This window comes from Bradyrhizobium genomosp. I (2014), assembly GCF_000261685.1.
Lineage (GTDB): Bacteria > Pseudomonadota > Alphaproteobacteria > Rhizobiales > Xanthobacteraceae > Bradyrhizobium.
In genome coordinates this window covers 1-19,657 of sequence record NZ_AJQE01000199.1, presented here as the reverse complement: position 1 = coordinate 19,657, position 19,657 = coordinate 1, and the positions used below count along the sequence as shown (strand labels likewise).

Here is a 19,657-nt window from a genome sequence, read left to right as displayed (position 1 = left end):
TCCGCCGGCAGGCCAGCAACGGCCTCTGCCGCAGTCTCGGTCGAGGTCTCGGTCGCGGTCTCCGCGCTGCCCTCGGCGGGCGGCGTCTCGGCTGCGACCGTCTCGGCCGCAACCGTTTCGGTGACAACGGGCTTCTGCGGCAGCGGCGGACGCTTCTCCATGCGATAGCCGAGCGCGCGCAGCACGGAGGCGAAGTCCTCGCCGGCCGATCCCGTCAGCGAGGTCATCGCCTGCGTGACGACGAAGCTGCGGCCGTCGAATGCGCCGGCGGGCTTTTCGCCGGGCGAGTTCTCGCGCCACGCCAGCGCCGGGCGGATCAGATCGGCCAGCCGCTCCAGGATGTCGACGCGCACCGCGCGCTCGCCGGCCTGCTTGTAGCCGAGCACGCGATAGGCATCGCGCGGCAGCTGCTTGTCGACCGGGAACGAGGTGCGGCCCGAAGACGCCAGATGCTGCGCGCCCGAGAGCGCGGAGAGATCGATATTGTCCTGCTTCAGCGCCCAGAGCAGCGCGGCCAGCGCGCGCGCGGCGGGCTTGAGCAGGCCGGGGAAATAGATGTGGTAGGCGCCGAAGCGGACGCCGTATTTCCGCAACACGGCGCGCGAGGGCTGGTCGAGATCCTTCAGCTCGTTCGCTATCCTGGGACGCTCGAGCACGCCGAGCGCCTCGACCAGCTGATAGGCGATGCCGCGGGCAATGCCGGTGACGTCCTCGGCCTTCGACAGCTCGAACATCGGCCCGAGCAGTTTTTCGATATGGGTCTTGAGCCAGAGCTCGAGCCGCGCCTGCACCTTGTCGCGGGGAGCGCCGGTCAGGCGCTCGTCGGAGATGATGCGGATGCGCGGATGCAGCGCCTCGTCTGCGGCGGACAGCCGCGCCACGGCATCGCCGGTCCAGCGGATGATGCCTTCGGAGGTCAGCACGAACTGCTCGTCCGGCGCATTGCCGAGCTTCTCGGCGCGCGCGTTGATCTCGCCGGCGAGCACCGCTTGCGCTGCAGCCTGCAAGGCTTTCGCATCGGAGCCGGCTTCCGCCGCATCCGGTGCAAAGGTGAAGCCGTCGAGGCGGCCGATGACATGGCCTTCGACGATGACTTCGCCGGTCTTGCCGATTTCAGTATTCAAGCTCGTGTTCTCCCGCAGGCGGCGCATCAATACACTGGTCCGGCGATCAACGAAACGCTCAGTCAAGCGTTCATGGAGCGCATCCGATAATTTATTTTCGACCTCCCGCGTGATCCCCTGCCAGCGCTCGGGGTCCCTCAGCCAGTCCGGGCGGTTGGCGACGAAGGTCCAGGTGCGGATCTGGGCGATTCGGGCCGACAGCGTGTCGATGTCGCCGTCGATGCGGTCGGCCTGGGTGACCTGGGACTCGAACCAGGCATCCGGGATGCAGCCCTTCCGCATCAGGAAGCCGTACAGCGTCGTCACCAGCTCGGCATGGGCGGCCGGCGACAGCTTTCTGTAGTCCGGGACCTGGCAGGCTTCCCAGAGCCGTTCCACGGCGGCCTTGCCATGCGCGATATCGCGCACCTCGCCGTCGCGGGTGGCGTGGTCGAGCACGCGCATGTCCTCGGCAACAGGCGCGCGCGTCAGCGTCTCGTGGCCGGGGGCGAGGTTCAGCGACACCTGCAGCGCGCCGAGCGAGGAGAAATCCAGCTTCGAATTGCGCCATTGCAGCACCTTCACGGCATCGAAGGTGTGGTTCTGCAGCGCGTTGACCAGCTCGGGCTCGAACGGCGCGCAGCGGCCCGTGGTGCCGAAGGTGCCGTTGCGGGTGGCGCGCCCGGCGCGGCCGGCGATCTGTGCGAATTCCGACGGCGTCAGCCTGCGGAACTGGTAGCCGTCGAACTTGCGGTCGGAGGCGAAGGCGACGTGGTCGACGTCGAGATTGAGACCCATGCCGACGGCGTCGGTGGCGACGAGATAGTCGACGTCGCCGTTCTGGAACATCGCCACCTGTGCGTTTCTGGTGCGGGGCGAGAGCGATCCCAGCACCACGGCGGCGCCGCCATGCTGGCGGCGGATCAGCTCGGCGATGGCGTAGACTTCATCCGCCGAGAACGCGACGATGGCGGTGCGGCGCGGCTGGCGCGTGATCTTGCGGTCGCCGGCGAATTCGAGGCTGGACAGGCGCGGCCGCGTGATCATGGACACGCCCGGCAGCAGCCGCTCGATGATCGGACGCATGGTGGCGGCGCCCAGCAGCAGCGTCTCGTCGCGGCCCCGGCGGTTGAGGATGCGATCGGTGAAGACGTGGCCGCGTTCGAGATCGCTCGCGATCTGGACCTCGTCGACCGCGAGGAAGGAAACATCGAGGTCGCGCGGCATCGCCTCGACGGTCGAGACCCAATAGCGCGGATTCTTCGGCTTGATCTTCTCCTCGCCGGTGACGAGCGCGACGCTGGCGGCGCCCGCCCTGTCGGCGATCTTGTTGTAGACCTCGCGCGCGAGCAGGCGCAGCGGCAGGCCGATCATGCCCGAGGGATGCGCGAGCATCCGCTCGATGGCGAGATGGGTCTTGCCGGTGTTGGTCGGCCCGAGCACCGCGGTGACGCCCGCGCCAGGCACTCGATCGTGAAGGGCGCGCTCGGAAGCGAAGGGGGAGGAGGAAAAGGCCATGTCTGGGCGATTAGGTAGTGGCGATTTGGGCGAATGTCAGTGCTGCAATGGGGCGGGCCGGGGGCCGGCGCCAAATACGCCTACCGCTGTCATCGCCCGGCTCGACCGGGCGATCCGGTATTCCAGAGACGGCAATGATTGAGCCGAGAAGCCGCGGCGTACTGGATGCCCCGGTCAAGCCGGGGCATGACAGTCGAGCATGTGGCGGCCCTCCCCGAACCTTCCGCAACTGTCTCACTTTGCGACGCTTTTCCCGTTCGCCTTAAGCTTCGGAACGACTCTAGAACGAATCGCGGCCGAATCGCTGACTCCCCGTTGAGTCCCGTTCCGTTCACGCAACATGTCGCGGGACTCGTGTTGGCTGCGCACTAGATGGAGGTTCGGGCCGCCGCGCAAGCGGCGTGTGAAGGGCGAATTCCTTAAAGCTGGGGACGGCGCGGAGTCGAATCAGAATCGGAGAGGAGTCAAATGGATTCCCGTTGTCTCGCTCTGCCGTCATGCCCTGGACAAGCCCGGCCATGACGCAGGTGCCGGGGGGCCGGACGCCTTTTTCGCGAAAACAACCCCATGCACAGTAGGGAAGTCGTTGATATTGCACGACCTCTTACCCTCCCCTGGAGGGGGAGGGTCGGCTCACATGGAGCGCAGCGGAATGTGAGACGGGGTGGGGTGATAGTCTCTCCACAGAAGCGGTGCCCGTGTGGAGAGATCACCCCACCCCGCTCGCGCTGCGCGCGATCGACCCTCCCCCTCCAGGGGAGGGTAAGATTACTGCGTCTTCGCCACGCGGGGCGGCTGGGCCGTCGTGATGAAGCTCGTCGCTTCCAGCATGGCGGGCCCGAGCGGCGTCGGCACTTTCAGCCAGAACGGGACCAGGATGCGCGTGCCGGCGACGGGGGCGAACGCGATCTCCATGTTGCGCTGGGCGGCGAGGTATTTGATCACGGGACGATCGGGGATGTAGCCGGCCACAGGCACGAAATAGATCGCGCAGACCACGACCGGGCCACGATAGCCCTTCTCGGCCTTCACGGTCTCCATGCGCTTGAAATCGAGCTTGAGGTCGTAGCGCATGCGGCCGTCGAACACGGGCGCCGAGCTGTGGCAGGCCTCGGGCGAGACAGGATCGCCGGTGCCGGGCACGCGCAGCAGCGAGGCCGTCATCGGGTCCCAGACGCCGCGGCGATGGGCGTCGGTGACGACGATGCGGTCCGGATCGACCGGCGGCTCAGGCAGAATCGCAAAGTCCTTCACATTGCCCTTGTCGAGCGTGATGCGGATCTCTTCGGTCTTCTTCTGGGTGGTGGTGGAGGCCTGGTAGCCGGTCGCGACCAGCGCGCCGCCGACGACGCGCCCCTGGCTGGCGCCGGTGCCGGACCCGCCCGTGAACGATTTCAGCAGCCCCGTGGTGCCGCCCGCGGCCGCCGCCGAAAACACGTCGTCCTGGATATCGATGTTCCAGCCGCCCTTGCCGACGGGAATGCCGGCGAGCGAAGCCTCATACTGCGCCTCGAGCTTGCCCTGCGCCGCCGCCGGCACCGCGCCCCAAGCCAGGCCCCAAGCCAGGCCCAGCGCGCAAATGGCAGCCAGCCAGCGCGCCGGGCGCGGACTGGCCGGGCGCAGGTTCTGCGCAAAATGGGACGTTGCAGGCACGAAACAATCCAATCGGGGCGCGATGCGCTGTTACTTAAACCAAAAACCGCGGCAAACAATGTGTCCGGGCCTGTCGGGGCCGGAACTCCAGCTGATATTTCGGCGGCGAATACGCCCTTTATGTGATGGTAAGGCGCGACAATCATTGCCGTTTTGGTGATCGGGAGGTAATCCTCTCTCCCAATATTCCACCGTCATGCCCCGGCTCGACCGGGGCATCCAGTACGCCGCGGCCCCTCTGGCCGACCACAGCGGTCTCGGCGTACTGGATCGCCCGGTCAAGCCGGGCGATGACACCTGTTGCGAAGCGCGAGATCCCGGGTTCGGGCTCCGCCCGCCCCGGGACGACGGGCCAAAAACGGCCCGTCGCTTGACGCAAGGCCCCTTCCCCCCTATACGTCCGCCCGCTCCCTGCAAGGACGAAAGAATTTGCCCCCGTGGCGCCCCGAATGGCGGCCGCAGATCGTTGGGGGTTCAGGATAAGGATTTTTGCCATGTCTCGCCGCTGCGAACTGACGGCCAAGGGCCCCCTCGTCGGCCACAAGGTCAGCCACTCCAACATCAAGACCAAGCGCCGCTTCCTGCCGAACCTCGTCAACGTGACGTTCCAGTCGGAGGCCCTGGAGCGCAACGTGCGCCTGCGCGTCTCCACCAACGCGGTCAAGAGCGTCGACCACAATGGCGGCCTCGATGCCTTCCTGCTCAAGGCCAACGCCGACGTCCTGTCGCCCCGCGCCCTCGAACTGAAGCGCGCCATCCAGAAGAAGGTCGGCGACACCGCGCCGGCGAAGAAGGCGAGCTGAGATTTCGGAATTGGGCGGGGGCTAGGTTGCGTCGCGTGGCGTAGGCTTAGCCAAGTAAGAGTTTGAGTGGCGGCCGGATCGGAAGATCCGGCCGTTTTTGTTTTTAAAGCCCCCAAAAATCAGTGGTCAAAGATTGCGCTCAGTTCGTCCCATTCCCTTTGAGAAAGCCGGGACTGCGCGAAATCGACCACTTCGCCCCGCAAGCGCCGCCTTAACACATCGATCGCTTGTGCAGATAAAGTCGCAGCATTGAGGCGGTAGTCCAGGAATGCTTCATAAGTAAGAGGTAGCCATTTCTGCACGATGCTCAGAATGGCCTCGGCGTAAGCTCTGATCTCATACTGAGCATGAGCGTCTCCTCTCAGACTAAGGAAGTGCAGGAGATTGTGAAGGTCCGTCTTCCAATACCACTGAGTAAAGGTATTGAGAGACAAACCAATGCGCGCAAGTTCGCGCGCAAGTCCCTCGCGGTCGGCATCCAGCAGGCAATCACCATCAATCCTGGCGATCGTATTGCTCAACTTATTTTTGTGCATATTACTCGCCCCCAGATTGAAGTCGTAACCGAGTTCGACCTTTCTGGCAATCGAGGCGAGGGCGGGTGGGGTTCGACGGGAAAATAGGGCTCCGCGTTGTTGCGGCGCACCGAACTGCTACAAGTACATCGTTATAGTTCGCTCAAGAAGCGCCCTCCGCTATACCCCCCGGGAGCATCCCCGGAGGTGCATCCCATGGAGATCGCAGCCAATTCCGACCACAAGCCCGCCGGCAAGAACCTCGTGATCGGCTGTGACCGCACCGGCAACGACTCCCGGAGAACCTCTTCAACGTCCTGAAGCTCCATCGCTGCCTGCGCCAGCCGGACAAGACGCAGCCGCGCCAGCTGATGCACCCTACGTCTTGGGCAGCCGGCACCGCGCGCCACCCGTAAACACCCCCCTCGCGCGTTAACCGTCCATTAACCAACGCATCCTAGCCTGCTGCAATCGTCCAGCCATCACTAGCTCGAAATCCCTTCCCGGTTCGCTCCAGGAGAAGCGCGGATGTGCGTTGAGTTGTTGACGTATGCCGATCTCGGTGCCCGCCTCAATGTTTCGCGCGAGGCCGCGCGGGCACTGGCGCGGCGTCGCCGCCTGCCGCGTTCGCGGTCGGACGACGGCAGGGCGGTGGTGAGCGTCGATCTCGCCGCGCTCCGCTACACGCCCCGCCCGCGACGAGCCCGCCGGGCAGATCCCATCGCGGCCTCCCCGGCCAGGATCGAGGCCGTCAAGACCGAAGTCTTCAAGGCGGAGATCGCGCGGCTCGAATCCGTCGCAACCGCCTACAGGGTCGTGTTCGAGCGCGAGCGCGAGCGTGCCGATCGCCTCGCCGTGGAACTGACGCGGGCGGCCGCCGAGACGACGGCCGCCAACGCATGGGCGGCACGACTGGAAGACGAAGTAGCGGCGCTGCGGAGCGGTCGCCGCCCTGGCGGCTCGATCGCGGGACACGCGGCGCGTCGGTTGGGGCACCTGGCCGCCTCCATCGTGCAAGCAGACCGCGCAGCCCGCACTCGAGACTTTCTTTGATCGCCGGCTTGCCGGAGCAATCGCGAGGGAAGAATGACTGGCAACACCGATATCCATGAAATGAAGGCCCGCATCGTCGTGTTCGGCGTCGGCGGCGCTGGCGGCAATGCCGTCAACAACATGATCACGGCCGGGCTGCAGGGGGTCGAGTTCGTGGTCGCCAACACCGACGCGCAGGCGCTGGCGATGTCGAAGGCCACGCGCCTCATCCAGCTCGGCACAAGGGTGACCGCAGGCCTCGGCGCCGGCTCGCAGCCGGAACTGGGACACGCCGCAGCCGAAGAGGCGATCGACACGATCCGCGAGCAATTGACCGGCGCGCACATGGTGTTCGTGACGGCTGGCATGGGCGGCGGTACCGGCACCGGGGCTGCACCCGTCGTCGCCAGAATCGCGCGCGAGCTCGGCATTCTCACCATCGGCGTGGTCACCAAGCCGTTCTACTTCGAGGGCCAGCGCCGCATGCGCTTTGCCGAAGCCGGCATCGAGGATCTGCTGAAGACGGTCGACACCCTCCTGATCATCCCGAACCAGAACCTGTTCCGGGTGGCCAGCGAGAAGACCACGTTCGCCGATGCCTTCGCCCTTGCCGACCAGGTGCTTTATTCGGGCGTGGCCTGCATCAGCGACCTCATCGTCAAGGAAGGGCTGATCAATCTCGATTTTGCCGACGTGCTCTCCGTCATGAAGGAGAAGGGCAAGGCCATGATGGGACGGGGCGAGGCTTCCGGCGAGAAGCGCGTGCTCGCCGCCGCCGTGGCCGCGATCTCCAATCCGCTGATCGAGAATCCCTCGATCAAGCGCGCCAGCGGCCTCATCATCTCCATCACCGGCGGCAAGGATCTGATGCTTTACGAGGTCGACGAAGCCGCGACCCGCATTCGCGACGAGGCCGACCCGGACGCCAACATCATCGTCGGCGCGTCGTTCGACGAAAGCCTCGAAGGCATCGTCCGCGTCTCGGTGGTGGCGACCGGAATCGATAATCTCGACGCGGCGCAGGCGCTGCCGGTGGAAACCGCGCTCACCCAGCTCGCCGGCAGGCTGCGCAACGACGGCCGTCGCATCGCCGATCGCATCGAGCGCAGCGCCCCCCTTCCGCAGGCGGTAAGCCCGCCGCTCCGCCCGCAGCCGCACCACCCCGTGGGACCGCCGGCAAGGCCGGGCCTGGACTCTGCGCGGCAGGCGGCGCTTCAGCCGCTCGATCCTTACGGCCGCGCCCCTGCGCGCAATGCGCCCGACGAGAGCGTTCTCGATATTCCGGCCTTCCTGCGCCGCGCCGCCAACTGAGCGGTGAAGGAGGTGCGCTCCCTCCCTCGCTTGCGGGCAGGGGTATCGTATATGGAGCGATCTCGCCTGTGGCCATCCTTCGAGACGCCCGCCGTTGGCGGGCCCTCAGGATGAGGATCGAGGGCGCTGCGCCAGTTTCAACAGGCTCCGATGCTGCTTAGCCTCATCCTGAGGAGACCGCTGAAAGCGGTCGTCTCGAAGGACGAGGCGCGCGCTCCCGCGCTTGCGGGAGAGGGTTGGGGACTCGCTCCGAACGTCAGCAGACAAGCTTTCGAGCCGCGCAGCGCGCCGAGGCTTCACGCGGCCGTGCTGCGCGGGCTCTCCGCTGCTTCCTTCTTGTCCGTCTCCTTGTCGCGGGACAGCCACGCCGGAAAACGAAGCAGGCGCTCGTTGGTGTCCTTTGGCAGCTCGATGGGCGGCGCCTCAATGGCCGAACTCGGCAGGTCCAGCGCTGCGTGTCCGGTTCGCACCGCATCCGCGCGCTGATCCAGTTCGCGCAACAGGGGATCGAGCACGCTGTCGATCTCGGTCGCTACCGACACCAGGAAACTATTGAGCTCGCGCGCCTCGGGCACAACCGCCGCAGCCTGCTCGACCGCCCTGGAGAGACCGTCGACGACGGGTGCAAACGCGCCGGCGGCTTGCTTGATTCGTGCCTTGATTGCTTCGATCTCGCTCAGGACGCGCTCACGTTCCCGCCTTTTCTTCTCCTCCGAAAGGCGGGCTTCAATTTCGGCGATCTGGGCCGTCAGGGTCGTGGCTTCGGATGCGAGCGCATCGCGTCTTCCGCGCGCGCGATCGAGATCGCGGCTGAGATTGTCCACTAAGTCGTCCCTTGCGAACATGGCTTTGCTCCGTAGGACAGGCGTTTTGACCTGTAGGACGGCCTTGGCGCGAACCGCCAGCCTCGCCACCGACCGGATGGCCGGATCGGCCGAAACAGGCATCAATTTCCGTCGCGTCACATGGGCCGACATGGTGACCCCCATCGTCAACATTAGGCGACCGCATGGTTAACAAAGGGTTAACGTCAACAGACGATGCGGCCATGGGACCGGGTGCCGGCGACGCCGCCTCCTCGCTGCCATCCAATTTCGCTATACTCGCCCGGGTAGCATCACCCGGAGCGCATCCCATGGAGCCCGCGGCCACCACCGACCGCAAGCTAGATCCGAAACACCTCGTCATCTGCTGTGACGGCACCGGCAACGAGATCTCGGAGAACATCTCCAACGTCCTGAAGCTCTATCGCTGCCTGCGCAAGACCGACAAGACCTCGCCGCGGCAGATGGTGTTCTACGATCCCGGGGTCGGCACGGTGACGGAGCCCTCGACGTGGCACCGGATCAAGGCCAACGTCAACCTGGTGCTGGGGCTCGCCACCGGCTACGGGCTCGATGACAACGTGCTCTCGGCCTATTGCTTCCTGGTCGAGCATTATGCGCCCGGCGACAGGATCTACCTGTTCGGCTTCTCGCGCGGGGCCTACACGGTTCGCGTGCTGGCGGGGCTGATCCACAAGATCGGCCTGATCTCGCCGGAGCAGGCGAACCTCGCAGGCTCGGGCCTCGTCGCCTACAAGCAATATTCCGGCACCGGGCGCGGCAACGACATCGAGGACCTCAAGGACGTCGCTTTCGACGAGAGCGGGCCGCTGCCGAAGGACGAATTCGACCTCGCCGCGCAGTTCGCGCGCATCACCTCCACCCGCTGGCCGACCATCCACTTCGTCGGCGTCTGGGACACGGTGGCGAGCGTGATCGTGCCGCGGCGCGACAATTTCTTCTTCGTGTTCAGCCTCGAGGAGCTCGCCTTCACGCTGCGCAATCCGAGCGTCAAGATCTTCCGGCAGGCGATCGCGATCGACGAGCGGCGCTGCATGTTCCGCCTGAAGCAGTACCGCCAGCCGCAGGACTATTGGAGCAACCGCTACGTCCCCGACGAGAAGAAGGTGCCGCAGGACATCCTGCAGGTGTGGTTCGCCGGCGTGCACAGCGACGTCGGCGGCGGCTATCCGGAGGCCGAAAGCGGCGAATCCAAATATCCGCTGATCTGGATGATCGAGGAGGCCGCGAAGGCCGGGCTGAACTTCAACCCGCGCACGGTGAACCAGCTCGCCTGGGGCGTCCAGCGCAAGAACTCGCCGTTCAAATATGTGGAGCCCGCCTATACGGGGAAGACGGGCGAATTGCACGATTCGATGACGCCAGCCTGGCGCGTGCTGGAGTATGTGCCGAAGAGCGCGAAGTACAAGGAATGGCCGGAGCGGAAGGTGGTGCTCGGCTTCTACATCCCCGATTGCGAGCCGCGCGTCATCCCCGAAGGCGCCCATGTGCATGAGAGCGTGCTGAAGCGGATGGCGGTGGAGCCGGACTACCGGCCGGTGAACATGCCGAAGGATTACGTGACGGTGCCGATGCCGGTGGGGCCGAGGCACGCGGAGGCGGCGGGGGAGATGGACGGCGCGGCTTCGCCGCCGCCCGGAGAGCCGCAGACGGGCTAGGGCGCGGACTCGTCAACGTCGGCTTGCCGGGCCGCAGCGGAAGTTTCGCATCCTGGGTGTGACGGAGGCTTGCGACCCAAGGCGGACCTGCGACCATATGCCCGCAACGAGTGCGGCCACTATCAAGACGTGATAGCCTCGCGCCCGGGGTCCTCAACATCTGATGAGGATCGAATGAAACGGCGGAAGTTCATAGCGGCTACTGCTGTGTTGCTCGTTTCGCCCCAGCGTTTGTGGGCGCAGAGGAAGCCTCGGCGCATCGGCTTTCTTGCCATAGGTGATGGGAGCGGGCGGGCTCTCAATCAAGCCGAGCGTGTATTCCTTGACGGGCTGCGAGACCACGGCTGGGTGGATGGAAAACTGATCATCGAATTCCGCTTTTCTCATCCTCCCGATCAATTGCCAGCTTCAGTCGCCGACCTGCTGGCTCTCAATCCCGATGTACTGGTCGCTGCAGGACCACCAGCGGCCCTGGCCCTGAAATCGGCAACTGCCACCATTCCGATTGTATTCGTGGCTGTGGCAGATCCCGTCCGCATCGGCCTCGTGCAAAGTCTATCGCGACCGGGTGGCAACATAACGGGTATTGCCACCAACGTCCCTGAAGATTTCTTCGGAAAACGTGTCGAAATCCTTCGCGAACTCGTTCCCGGCGCCTCGAAAATCGCGGTCTTGGTCAATCCGAAGAATCCGATGATCTACCTGGTGGAAGAGACACGCGACGTGGCGCGCAGGCGCGGCATAGAGCTGCTGACAGTCGAAGCGGCCACCGCCGAGGAGCTTGATATCGCCTTTGCTTCGGCTTCTGCCCAAAACGCCGATGCCATAATTGATTTCGGTGATCCGCTCACCTATGTCGAGGCTCCGCGAATAATCGCACTCGCGGCGAAACATCGTCTGCCCGCGAACTACTTGTTTCGGGTCTACGCCAATGGCGGATTGTCCGTCTACGGCGCGGATACAGCCGATCTATTCCGCCGTGCAGGCAGGCTCGTCGACAGGATACTCAAGGGCGCCAAGCCTGCCGACCTGCCGGTAGAGCAACCGACGAAATTCGAGCTGATAGTCAACATGAAGACCGCCAAGGCGCTCGGCCTCACCGTGCCACCCTCGCTGCTCGTCCGCACTGACGAGGTGATCGAATAGAGGCGCCGTCGTGCTGGTGCAGGAGGCCCGTCATGGCCCACACACTGCGCGCGGCCGACCCACGAGCGCGCTTCGCTGGTCTCGAAGCACCCCGCAACCGCCGCTTTCCGCCTTCGCCGGCACTTTTCGTTAAAATTCTCCTGCCGGCCTTAGCTGGTTCGCATCAACTCCCCGGCATCATCGCCACCCGAACCCGCCGCTAGATGCGGAATTGGAGGAGAGTGCCAATGCATCCGCGCCGCCATGTCCGCGTCAAGCCAGCAGGGCTGGTGTCGCGCCAGGCCAAGATCATCACCGACCCGCGCGCGCCGGTGATCCCCTGCACGCTGATCGACTATTCGCCCGGCGGCGCCTGCGTCGATCTCGGCGGCCAGGTGAAGATTCCCGACCGGTTCGAGCTGCTGCACGTCAACACCAGGAAGCGCTGCCGCATCGCCTGGAAGCGCGGCACGCGGGTGGGCGTGGTGTTCTAGGCTTACCCTCCCCTGGAGGGGGAGGGTCGAGCGCGCGCAGCGCGATCGGGGTGGGGTGATCTCTCCATTCGGGCAGTGCATGTGTGGAGAGATCACCCCACCCCGCTGCGCATTCCGCTTCGCTGCATGCCCAGCGACCCTCCCCCTCCAGGGGAGGGTAAGAAAGAGCGGCCCTATTTCCGCATCCTCGCCTTTGCCCCCGCGATGATCTGCATGGCGACGCCGGCGAGCCAGCCGGCGAAGACCAGCCAGGTCCAGGCCATGTGCGGATCGAGCCGGAGCACGATGACGGCGACGGAGACGAAGGCGGTGAGCGTCGCGAACAGCGTGCCGGCGGCGCTCATGAATTCGGCGGCGTCGATCTGGCTGTGCGCATCGTCGAACGGCATCTGCGGCGTGTCGATGCCGAGATAGAAGCCGATGCCGCCGAGCAGCATCATCAGCAGCAGGAAGCCCTGCGTGGTGAGCGCGGGAATGGCCGATCCGACATGGGCGCCGATGAACAGCCCGCATGCCGCGCCAGCCATCGCAAGCCCCACGCGCTCGAAGATGTGAGCAGCTTTGCGGACAGGATAACGCATGGGCAGCCCTCCGTTGCTTCGACTGCACACGAGGTTAGGCCAGTTTCGGGGGGCGTGGAAGCTCGGGGGATTTACGGATGCGGGCGGGACGTGAGGGGCGAACGCGCGCTCCACAAATTGCACTGTCGTCCCTGCGAAAGCAGGGGACCCATAACCACAGGCAGTGGTTTGGCGAAGAGTCATAGTTAAGTTGTCAACGCACACCGGGGATCATCGTGAGATCACGCGGCATGGGTCCCTGCGTTCGCAAGGACGACGTTGATGAGGCGCCGCTATCGCGTCACATGTGCAGCGGGCGCGACGCGTCCCCTCACCGCGCCCCGAACGTGGTCTTGCCGAACAGCGCCTTCTGCGTCGAGGGCTGCGAGCGCCAATATTGCGGCGGCGCTTCGACCTCGCCGCCGAGCTCGGCGGCGGCGTGCCAGGCCCAGCGCGGGTCGTAGAGCATGCCGCGGGCGAGCGCGACCATGTCGGCCTTGCCGGATGCGACGATGTCCTCGCCCTGCCTGCCGTCCGTGATCAGGCCGACGGCGATGGTGGGCAATCCCGTCTCGCGCTTGATGGCGTCGGCGAACTGCACCTGATAGCCGGGGCCGAGCGGGATCTTCTGCAGCGGCGAGACGCCGCCGGAGGAGGCGTCGATCCAGTCGACGCCGCGCGCCTTCAGCGCTCGCGCGAATTCGATGGTCTGGCCTAAGTCCCAGCCGCCCTCGACCCAGTCGGTCGACGACACCCGCATGCCGACCGGCTTGTCGTGCGGGAAGGCGGCGCGCACCGCGTCGAACACTTCGAGCGGATAGCGCATGCGGTTCGCGAGGCTGCCGCCGTACTCGTCGCTGCGCCGGTTCGAGATCGGCGACAGGAACTGGTGCAGCAGATAGCCGTGCGCGCCATGCAGCTCGATGGCGTCGATGCCGAGGCGCGCGGCGCGCCTTGCGCTGTCGACAAAGGCCTCGCGGATGCGCTTGAGGCCCGAAGCATCCAGCGCCAGCGGGGCGGCCTCGCCCTCCTTGTGCGGCACGGCGCTCGGCGCCACCGTCTGCCAGCCGCCCTGCCTTTCCGGAATCAGCTGGCCGCCGTCCCAGGGCCGCGCGCTGCTGGCTTTGCGGCCGGCATGGGCGAGCTGCATCGCGATCGCGGTGGAGGAATGCTTGCGCACCGAATTGAGGATCGGCTTCAGCGCGGCTTCGCAGGCATCGCTGTAGAGCCCGAGGCAGCCCGGCGTGATGCGGCCGATCGCCTCCACATGCGTCGCTTCGATGCAGAACATCGAAGCGCCCGACAGGCTGAGATTGTTGATGTGGGTGAAGTGCCAGTCGGTGGCGACGCCGTCGTCGGCCGAATACTGGCACATCGGCGACACCACGATGCGGTTCTTCAAGGTCAGGCCGCGCAGCTTGATCGGGGAAAACAGGACGCTCATGCGGGGAGTTCCGGAAGGTGGGAGGGGCAATGCAGGAAGTGTAATGGGGGACGCGCGGATTGCTAGGCGCATCAGGGAATGGCGGCCAGCCTCGGCGTGCATTTCCGCAATCATTTGGTCGAACCGCGGCGCGGCATAATCCGCTGTCGTCCCAGCGAACGCAAGGGACCCATCACCCCAGGGAGCGGCTTGGCGAAGATTGGTCGTTCGGGACTTCTATCTGCTGACCCGATAGATCACGCGGTATGGGTCCCTGCGTTCGCAGGACGACAGCGGGGTTTGCAGAGACGACAGCAGGGGCTACTCCGCCAGCGTGAACTGCAGCAGCAAAGTCCGCTGCAGCATCGAGAAATTGTCGTCGGAGATCAGCGTCAGCACCGTCTCGCCGTCGCTCGTGACGTGGGCGTCGATGCCTTCCATGTTGTCGATCTCGTGACCGAGATCGGCGGCGAACAGCGCGGGGCCATCGACCAGCGCACCCGGCGCGATTCCCTTCAGGGAGATCGAGCGGATGCGGATGTCGACGCCGGTGAACCAGGAGAATTTGCGTTCGAGGATCAAGAGCTCGCCGGAAGCCAGCAGCACGGCATCGCTGATGTCGTATGTCTCGGTGCGCCGCACGCTGAACTGGCCGGGCGACGGGCCGCCGATCAGGAAGGCGACGAGGTTGCCGTCGGCGTCTAGCCCGCGCTCGGAGAAGGCGATCAGGGTGCCCGCGAGCGGCATGTTCTGGTCTTTGCATTTGGGCACGACGACCATCGCCTCCAGCCCCTTGTTGTAGGGCAGCTTGCGCAGGGCCGGCGGGACGCTGAGCACCTCGCCGCGGGCGCGCGTGCCGCCCTTGGCGAAATCGTAGCGCAGGATCTGGTTGACGCGCTCGAGCCCGACATAGACGAGGTTGCCGTCGCGCGCGATCGATTCCGAATCCCACCAGAGGTGCTTTTCCGTGATCGGCCGCCCTTCGGCGCCGAGCAGCGGCGCGGCCTCGACGTCAGCGAGGCCGACCATGTCGCGGCCGGAATAGCGGATGGTGCCGGTGAACCAGCCGCCCTGATCGGAGATCGCGAGGAAACGCTCGCCCTTGCCGTCGAGGAAGCGGATGCCGGACAAGCCGCCGAAGCCGCGATAGGCCGAGGTCAACACCAGGCCGCTGCGATATTCCAGCGAGCCGAAGCGCGTGCGCGAGCGGTCGCGCGGTTCGAAATTTGGAATGGGGCGCGCGTTGACCTCGACGTTGACAGGCGCGGCGACGGCGCGCTCGACCTGGAGCGGAGCTTGAGCTGTTCTTGGCGGCGGCTCGGTCGCGGCTTGCGCCCGCGCGAGGCGGGAGACTGCGAGGGTGGAAAATCCCGCCGCCGCGTGACCGAGAAAGCTGCGGCGGGACGAGTGCGTGCTCACGAATGCAATTTGCGTCGCGGGCGACCGGCTGCTTGCGTGGGCGCCGTGTTGGTCTCGCTGAAGAGTTCGGCGAGCTTCTCGGTGATGGCGCCGCCGAGCTCCTCGGCATCCACGATCGTCACAGCGCGGCGATAATAGCGCGTCACGTCATGGCCGATGCCGATCGCGATCAGTTCGACCGGCGAGCGGGTCTCGATCTCCTCGATGATGTGGCGCAGATGCCGCTCGAGATAGTTGCCGGGATTGACCGACAGCGTGGAATCGTCGACCGGCGCGCCGTCCGAGATCATCATCAGGATCTTGCGCTGCTCGGCCCTCGCCAGCAGGCGCTTGTGCGCCCAGTCCAGCGCCTCGCCGTCGATGTTCTCCTTGAGCAGCCCCTCGCGCATCATCAGGCCGAGATTCTTGCGCGCACGGCGCCAGGGGGCGTCGGCCGACTTGTAGATGATGTGGCGGAGATCGTTGAGGCGGCCGGGATTGGCCGGCTTGCCGGCGGCGAGCCACGCCTCGCGCGATTGCCCGCCCTTCCAGGCGCGCGTGGTGAAGCCCAGGATCTCGACCTTGACGCCGCAACGCTCCAGCGTGCGGGCGAGAATGTCGGCGCAGGTCGCGGCGACCGTGATCGGGCGGCCGCGCATCGAGCCGGAATTGTCGAGCAGCAGCGTCACCACCGTGTCACGGAACGTCGCCTCCTTCTCGTGCATGAAGGACAGCGGGTGATAGGGATCGGTGACGACGCGCGACAGCCGCGCAGGGTCCAGGATGCCCTCTTCGAGATCGAACTCCCAGGCGCGGTTCTGCTGCGCCATCAGCTTGCGCTGCAGCCGGTTGGCGAGGCGGGCGACGATGCCTTGCAGATGCGCGAGCTGCTTGTCGAGATAGGCGCGCAGGCGCTCCAGCTCGTCATGGTCGCAGAGATCCTCGGCGGCGATGACCTCGTCGAATTTCGGCGCGAAGGCGTGATATTCCGGCCCGCGCGGCTCGTTCTTGCCGTGCGCGTTCGGACGCGTCGCCTCGCCGGGCGTCTCGTCGTCGCCGAGCTCGCCGTCGTCGAACGTATCGGAGGTCGAGGCCTGCGCGCTTTCCATCGCGCTCTCGCTCATCTCCTCGCTCGAAGCCTGCGCCTGATCGGCGCTCATCTCCTGCGCGGCATCGGAATCGGGCGAGCCCTCGGCGCCGGACTGGTCGTTGTCGCCGTCCCGGTTCTCGTCGTTCTCGTCATTGTCTTCGCTGTCGGCGTTGCGCTCGTCGCCGAGCTCGAGCGCCGACAGGAGATCATGCACGGCGTCGCCGAACCTGGTCTGGTCCTCGACCACACCATCGAGCCGGTCGAGCCGCTTGCCGATCTTGTCTTCGAGAATCGGACGCCAGAGATCGACCATCTTCTTTGCCGCCGCTGGCGGCGCGAGGCCAGTCAGGCGTTCGCGCACCAGCATCGCCAGCGCATCGGCGAGCGGCGCATCGGCGCGGTCGGTGATCTCGTCGAACTTGCCGCGATGGAAATGGTCGTCGAGCATCGCGGTGAGGTTCTTGGCAACGCCGGCCATGCGGCGCGCGCCGATCGCCTCGACGCGAGCCTGCTCGACCGCCTCGAACACGCCGCGGGCCTGCGGATTGCCGGGCATCAGCTTGCGATGAACCTTGGGATCGTGACAGGCGAGCTTGAGTGCGATGGAATCGGCGTGGCCGCGCACGATGGCCGCATCACGCCTTGTCATTTTCCGCGCCGGCTCCGGCAAGCGCGCCTTGCCCGGCGCAAGGCCCGGGCGCTCGGCGGCGAAAGAGACGTCGAGCTCGGGCGATTTCGCGATCGCCTTCAGGCAGGAGGCGACCGAGCGCTTGAACGGCTCGGTCGGCGCTTCCTTGTTGCTGCGGAATTTGGAGTTGGAGGTGGTGCTCATCTCGATCTCACCGTCGTCCCAAGCTCAACCTGATCCGTCGTCCCCGCGAACGCGGGGACCCATAACCACGGGGAGAGGTTGTGGGCGAAGCTGGTAACTCCGAGTCTTCGCAAGACCACTCCCTGTGGGTATGGGTCCCGGATCTGCGCTTCGCTTGTCCGGGACGACACACCGAGAGAACTTCAGCTCAGCGCCACGTTCACCGCCGATTCCGGCAGCTCCGCGTTGAAGCAGCGCTGGTAGAATTCGGCGACCAGGGGACGCTCGAGCTCGTCGCATTTGTTGAGGAAGGTGACGCGGAAGGCGAAGCCGATATCGCCGAAAATGTCGGAGTTTTCCGCCCAGGTGATCACGGTGCGCGGGCTCATCACCGTCGACAGATCGCCATTGGCGAAGGCGTTGCGGGTCAGGTCGGCGAGGCGCACCATCTTGTTGACGATGTCGCGGCCTTCGCTGGTGCGATAGTGCTTGGCCTTGGCCAGCACGATCTCCACTTCCTCGTCGTGGCTGAGATAGTTCAGCGTGGTGACGATCGACCAGCGGTCCATCTGGCCCTGGTTGATCTGCTGGGTGCCGTGATAGAGGCCCGAGGTGTCGCCGAGGCCGACCGTATTCGCCGTGGCGAAAAGCCGGAACGCCGGATGCGGCTTGATCACCTTGTTCTGGTCGAGCAGCGTCAGGCGGCCGGAGACTTCGAGCACGCGCTGGATCACGAACATCACGTCCGGGCGGCCGGCGTCGTATTCGTCGAACACCAGTGCGACGTTGTGCTGGAGCGCCCAGGGCAGGATGCCATCGCGGAATTCGGTGACCTGCTTGCCGTCGCGAACCACGATCGAATCCTTGCCGACGAGGTCGATGCGGCTGATGTGGCTGTCGAGGTTGACGCGCACGCAGGGCCAGTTCAGGCGGGCGGCGACCTGCTCGATATGGGTGGATTTGCCGGTGCCGTGATAGCCGGTCACCATCACGCGGCGGTTCTTGGCGAAGCCGGCGAGAATGGCAAGCGTGGTTGCGCGGTCGAAGCGGTAATCGGAATCGACTTCGGGCACATGAGGATCGACTTCGGAATAGGCCGGGACTTCGAGATCGCTGTCGATCCCGAACACCTGGCGAACCGACACTTTCATGTCGGGCAGACCGGAAACTTCCTCAACTTTGGACAGGGCGGCGGTCGTCATCAATCCTCCGAGGTCCCGGGCGGTCCCGAAACCGGTTATTCGCACGTTGGCTGCGGCTGGGTGCTGGAAAGCAACCTATCAGAGACAAGTGGCCGGCAGAAGCCCGCCCCCCAATCAAAGTTCCATTGTCTTTTCATTTAGATAGGCAAGGAACGCAGTTTTTGGAGGGCTGCCTTGCGAATCACGCCCGAATTTCGGGCGGGGTAGCGTCGCTGCCTGCTCAAATGGCACTTTGGCCGCATGTGCTTACTTAGGTAGGGTCTGAATTCCAATGCTCCAACCCGCCATAGATACCGCGTGACGTCTTTTCTCGATCCCCTCATCTCCTTCGTCTCGGCCCATCCGTGGCTGGGCTATCTGACCCTGTTCCTGGCGGCGCTGCTCGAAGCCGTTCCGGTGGTGGGATCGGTGATTCCCGGTTCGACCATCATCCTGGCGCTGAGCGCTCTGGTTCCGGGCGGCGAATTGCAGCTGCCATGGGTGCTGCTGGCGGCCGCGCTCGGCGCCGTGCTCGGCGACGGCTCGGCCTACTGGATCGGGCACCGGCGGCAGCGCGAGATCCTCAACACCTGGCCGCTGACGAACTATCCGCGCGTGGTCGCCGAGAGCGAGAATTTCTTCCACCGCTTCGGCACCTGGGCGGTGTTCTTCGCCCGCTTCGTGCCGCCGGTCCGGGCCTTCGTCCCCGTGACCGCCGGCGCGCTGGGCATGGCGCCGGCGAAATTCTACGCGGTGAACATCCCGGCGATCCTGGCCTGGGCGCCGGCGCATGTGCTGCCGGGCGTGCTGGCGGTCACGGCCCTGCACGAATATGCCGGGCTGCATCATCACGGGCATGTCGGCAAGCATATCTGGATCTTGACGGTGGTTGGGGTTGCGATCGTGGTGGGTCTGGCCCTGTGGATCCGTCACCGCCGCAATGGCGTCACGGCGGCGAAGTCGCAGGCATGACGCTCATTTGATGGTCGTCCCGGCGAAAGCCAGGGCCATTCGGACGTGTCCTCATAAACGCCATCAGCCCGTGCCGACGCCCGCCTGAGTCCGATCAGTCTTCAAAACCAGAGATGGCAAGTTGGCCATGGCCAGTCGGCTAAGGGCCAGTGGACTAAACCGCTC

17 protein-coding genes are annotated in these 19,657 nt (G+C 65.5%); 8 read left to right on the top strand and 9 right to left on the bottom strand.

What is annotated here, in order from left to right; all coding sequences use genetic code 11:
- Window positions 1-2,621: helicase-related protein (locus IC50_RS19135; RefSeq protein ID WP_035708209.1), on the bottom strand; the 2,621-nt coding region annotated here is incomplete at its 3' end.
- Between the two features lie 768 nt (window positions 2,622-3,389).
- Entirely contained in the window at window positions 3,390-4,202 is an 813-nt protein-coding gene (locus IC50_RS19130) for a DUF3108 domain-containing protein (RefSeq protein ID WP_035708218.1), read from the bottom strand.
- 566 nt (window positions 4,203-4,768) lie between these two features.
- Between IC50_RS19130 and rpmB the strand changes: the two genes are divergently transcribed.
- Window positions 4,769-5,077: a 50S ribosomal protein L28 gene (gene rpmB, locus IC50_RS19125; RefSeq protein ID WP_035708206.1), complete on the top strand. Its 309-nt coding sequence runs from the start codon at window positions 4,769-4,771 to the stop codon at window positions 5,075-5,077.
- 119 nt (window positions 5,078-5,196) lie between these two features.
- On the opposite strand, the gene IC50_RS19120 is transcribed toward rpmB, so the two are convergent.
- Entirely contained in the window at window positions 5,197-5,613 is a 417-nt protein-coding gene (locus tag IC50_RS19120) for an FAD-dependent thymidylate synthase (protein WP_050991035.1), read from the bottom strand.
- On the opposite strand from IC50_RS19120, the gene IC50_RS43145 reads away from it, so the two are divergent.
- From IC50_RS43145 to ftsZ, 3 genes are all read left to right on the top strand, one after another.
- Window positions 5,608-5,700 carry a hypothetical protein gene (locus tag IC50_RS43145; protein ID WP_244429610.1) on the top strand — a complete coding sequence of 31 codons (93 nt, stop codon included), beginning with the start codon at window positions 5,608-5,610 and terminating at the stop codon, window positions 5,698-5,700. The genes IC50_RS19120 and IC50_RS43145 overlap by 6 nt on opposite strands.
- 420 nt (window positions 5,701-6,120) lie before the next feature.
- Window positions 6,121-6,645, top strand: a complete 525-nt coding sequence (locus IC50_RS19115; protein WP_035708203.1) for a hypothetical protein — start codon at window positions 6,121-6,123, stop codon at window positions 6,643-6,645.
- A gap of 33 nt (window positions 6,646-6,678) precedes the next feature.
- Entirely contained in the window at window positions 6,679-7,935 is a 1,257-nt protein-coding gene (gene ftsZ, locus IC50_RS19110) for a cell division protein FtsZ (RefSeq protein WP_035708200.1), read from the top strand.
- A gap of 296 nt (window positions 7,936-8,231) precedes the next feature.
- Here the strand turns inward: ftsZ and IC50_RS19105 are convergent, their stop codons facing one another.
- Window positions 8,232-8,912 (bottom strand): hypothetical protein, encoded by a 681-nt coding sequence (locus IC50_RS19105; protein WP_035708212.1) that lies wholly within the window; start codon window positions 8,910-8,912, stop codon window positions 8,232-8,234.
- Window positions 8,913-9,070: 158 nt separating this feature from the next.
- On the opposite strand from IC50_RS19105, the gene IC50_RS19100 reads away from it, so the two are divergent.
- The 3 genes from IC50_RS19100 to IC50_RS19090 all read left to right on the top strand — a co-directional run bounded on the left by IC50_RS19100 (window position 9,071) and on the right by IC50_RS19090 (window position 12,057).
- Complete coding sequence (locus IC50_RS19100) at window positions 9,071-10,438, top strand: DUF2235 domain-containing protein (protein WP_035708196.1); 1,368 nt, start codon at window positions 9,071-9,073, stop codon at window positions 10,436-10,438.
- Between the two features lie 174 nt (window positions 10,439-10,612).
- Window positions 10,613-11,584, top strand: a complete 972-nt coding sequence (locus IC50_RS19095) for an ABC transporter substrate-binding protein (RefSeq protein ID WP_035708193.1) — start codon at window positions 10,613-10,615, stop codon at window positions 11,582-11,584.
- A gap of 227 nt (window positions 11,585-11,811) precedes the next feature.
- Window positions 11,812-12,057: a PilZ domain-containing protein gene (locus IC50_RS19090; RefSeq protein ID WP_035708191.1), complete on the top strand. Its 246-nt coding sequence runs from the start codon at window positions 11,812-11,814 to the stop codon at window positions 12,055-12,057.
- A gap of 173 nt (window positions 12,058-12,230) precedes the next feature.
- Here IC50_RS19090 and IC50_RS19085 read toward each other — a convergent pair whose 3' ends face one another.
- From IC50_RS19085 to cobS, 5 genes are all read right to left on the bottom strand, one after another.
- Window positions 12,231-12,638 (bottom strand): hypothetical protein, encoded by a 408-nt coding sequence (locus tag IC50_RS19085; protein WP_035708188.1) that lies wholly within the window; start codon window positions 12,636-12,638, stop codon window positions 12,231-12,233.
- Between the two features lie 310 nt (window positions 12,639-12,948).
- A complete protein-coding gene (locus IC50_RS19080) occupies window positions 12,949-14,061 on the bottom strand; it encodes an NADH:flavin oxidoreductase/NADH oxidase (protein WP_035708185.1) in 1,113 nt (370 codons plus the stop codon).
- A 300-nt stretch (window positions 14,062-14,361) separates the two neighbouring features.
- On the bottom strand, window positions 14,362-15,459 hold the full coding sequence (locus tag IC50_RS19075; protein ID WP_035708182.1) for an esterase-like activity of phytase family protein: 1,098 nt from the start codon (window positions 15,457-15,459) through the stop codon (window positions 14,362-14,364).
- Window positions 15,456-17,360, bottom strand: coding sequence for a cobaltochelatase subunit CobT (gene cobT, locus IC50_RS19070; protein WP_035708180.1), 1,905 nt, complete (start codon window positions 17,358-17,360; stop codon window positions 15,456-15,458). Before cobT ends, IC50_RS19075 begins: the two co-directional genes overlap by 4 nt.
- Window positions 17,361-17,542: 182 nt before the next feature.
- On the bottom strand, window positions 17,543-18,541 hold the full coding sequence (gene cobS / locus IC50_RS19065) for a cobaltochelatase subunit CobS (protein ID WP_035708178.1): 999 nt from the start codon (window positions 18,539-18,541) through the stop codon (window positions 17,543-17,545).
- A 297-nt stretch (window positions 18,542-18,838) separates the two neighbouring features.
- Between cobS and IC50_RS19060 the strand changes: the two genes are divergently transcribed.
- On the top strand, window positions 18,839-19,492 hold the full coding sequence (locus IC50_RS19060) for a DedA family protein (RefSeq protein ID WP_035708176.1): 654 nt from the start codon (window positions 18,839-18,841) through the stop codon (window positions 19,490-19,492).
- Window positions 19,493-19,657 lie beyond the last annotated feature (165 nt).

Coding starts and splice junctions, on each gene's coding strand:
- IC50_RS19105 (WP_035708212.1), bottom strand. CDS start 8,912: ATGTCGGCCCATGTGACGCGACGGAAATTGATGCCTGTTTCGGCCGAT.
- IC50_RS19085 (WP_035708188.1), bottom strand. CDS start 12,638: ATGCGTTATCCTGTCCGCAAAGCTGCTCACATCTTCGAGCGCGTGGGG.
- IC50_RS19100 (WP_035708196.1), top strand. CDS start 9,071: ATGGAGCCCGCGGCCACCACCGACCGCAAGCTAGATCCGAAACACCTC.
- cobS (WP_035708178.1), bottom strand. CDS start 18,541: ATGACGACCGCCGCCCTGTCCAAAGTTGAGGAAGTTTCCGGTCTGCCC.
- IC50_RS19095 (WP_035708193.1), top strand. CDS start 10,613: ATGAAACGGCGGAAGTTCATAGCGGCTACTGCTGTGTTGCTCGTTTCG.
- IC50_RS19090 (WP_035708191.1), top strand. CDS start 11,812: ATGCATCCGCGCCGCCATGTCCGCGTCAAGCCAGCAGGGCTGGTGTCG.
- IC50_RS19115 (WP_035708203.1), top strand. CDS start 6,121: ATGTGCGTTGAGTTGTTGACGTATGCCGATCTCGGTGCCCGCCTCAAT.
- rpmB (WP_035708206.1), top strand. CDS start 4,769: ATGTCTCGCCGCTGCGAACTGACGGCCAAGGGCCCCCTCGTCGGCCAC.
- cobT (WP_035708180.1), bottom strand. CDS start 17,360: ATGAGCACCACCTCCAACTCCAAATTCCGCAGCAACAAGGAAGCGCCG.
- IC50_RS19120 (WP_050991035.1), bottom strand. CDS start 5,613: ATGCACAAAAATAAGTTGAGCAATACGATCGCCAGGATTGATGGTGAT.
- IC50_RS19080 (WP_035708185.1), bottom strand. CDS start 14,061: ATGAGCGTCCTGTTTTCCCCGATCAAGCTGCGCGGCCTGACCTTGAAG.
- ftsZ (WP_035708200.1), top strand. CDS start 6,679: ATGACTGGCAACACCGATATCCATGAAATGAAGGCCCGCATCGTCGTG.